The sequence below is a fragment of the Shewanella sp. A22 genome, assembly GCF_053850585.1.
On the sequence record NZ_JBSQBN010000229.1, the window covers coordinates 1 to 1,934 of the forward strand.

The following is a 1,934-nucleotide window of genomic DNA, read 5'->3' on the forward strand; positions in this document are numbered from 1 at the left end:
GCGGTCAGATACTGGAGGTAGAGTAACGCAGGAGCTTGTTACCGAGGATCACTATTCGCTTCAATCATCTGCCTTGCCTACTGCACTTTGAACTCCCGCTGAAAGATCACATATTTAATAGGATTGGATAACTACACCACAAAGTCTCTTCTTTGTACAAATGACCAACAATTCGCTGCCAAAACAACCTTGAAAGATCAACAGGCCCTAGTTATGTTTATCAGTTGTGTTGATTATTAGGAATATTATCTACCACAAAAGCTCGATGTTTAATGAGTACCCATAACAAGCAAGCAATTGCACCGATACTGAATTGGATCATTCCTAAATCTTGTATTAATGCATCGGGACGTAATGACACTAACATCATGCCCAGTGAACCGGCTATCATTGAACAGAACTGAATGATTGCAACTGCTGAACCTGTATCGCTTGTTTGTTGATCTAACATTAAATTAATGCCTGGTATACGCGTCGCGATTACCATTAACGTTGCAGGTGCAGCAAGTCCTGCAAATATCCACGGAGAGAGCGGGCCGATGTTATACATCAACACCCCTAATAACATCAGCATTACAAAGCATGTTGTAACGATGTGTTGCACCGCTATTTTTTTGGAGAGTGTCATATAGATGCTCGGTGCAAAAGATGCAAAAAAAGCATTAAATGCAAAAGCATAACTAAACATTTGCTCTGACAAACCAAAACCGTCGATGTAGATATATGAACCCGCACCTAAAAAAGCCATTAATGCCATTGGTGGTATGGTAAAAATAATGAGTAAAGAAAGAAATTTAGGGTTGTTTGACACTACGGCTAATCTTCCCCACGAGCGTAATACCGATCCGCTATATCGATGTTGTAATGTTTCTCTATAAATTGATGTTAATACTATTGATATTCCGCCAAAAATGGCGAGTGCAATAAACATTAAATGCCAAGAGCCCATTTTTAATAAAAATGCCCCTAAAACAGGGGCAACCATCGGGGCAATGATCACCAAAGACATAATTGTTGCCATGATTTTTTCACGTTCGCGGCCATCGTATAAATCTTTTACAATAGCCGTTGCCACAACTGTTACGGCACTGCCACCAAATGCTTGAATTAATCGAGCCCCAATTAGCATTTCAATATCATTAGACACAGCACACAACAAACTACCTAATACATAAATGCTAAGGCCAACCATCATGATAGGTTTGCGGCCAAACTTTTCACTTAACGGCCCCCAAAAAAGCAAGCCAAACGCATAGGCAACAAAATAAACACTTAACGTTAGGTTGACCATGGTCTGAGTGGTATGAAGTGTGTCGACCATGGTTGGTAACGCAGGTAAATACAAGTCGGTGGTTAATGGTGGAAATGCACTCACTACAACTAAGAAGAGTAAGGTACCTGTTGAGCCTAAAATAGGTTGTTTTACTTTCAAACTAGCACTCCAAATTGTTTGTAAGATATTCACGCAAGGTAAAAGCCAAAAGGGCTAAAATAGATTAACAACTAGCTGGTTAAGACCGGGTTAAGGTCATCATTGGTTAACGATTCATTTCATCATTAATGGTCAGTGTCTTTGAGTTGGTCTCTCTGGGCGTAATTACAGTATAAGGATGTTGTCAAAGTCGGTTAATCAGATCTAACAATCGCTATTGAAATTGAAGAACGGGTTTATTTATTAGAGATTTGGTCTCTAACACGTTTGCTGTTTTGTAACATAGAAATGTAAAACTTAGCGTTAACGGCTTATTAATGTGCAGATGTAAGTAATACCAATCTCATTAAATGTCTGGTCAGTTCAGAGTCTCTGAGGTTTTTCAATTCAAGGCACATTGATGTAGAAATGGTTGTTGCCTTTTAAATCGATGTAACACAGAAGTGGAATACCTGAGAGACGCCATTCTGGCGGGTTTCAAAGTCCTTTATGCTTCGTTAGA

At 39.4% G+C, this 1,934-nt stretch carries 1 protein-coding gene; it reads right to left on the reverse strand.

The annotated features are described in order from the left end of the window. Positions 1–220: 220 nt before the first annotated feature. Positions 221–1,432, reverse strand: coding sequence for a Bcr/CflA family efflux MFS transporter (locus ACWXWT_RS20385; RefSeq protein WP_456043393.1), 1,212 nt, complete (start codon positions 1,430–1,432; stop codon positions 221–223). Positions 1,433–1,934: the final 502 nt, after the last annotated feature.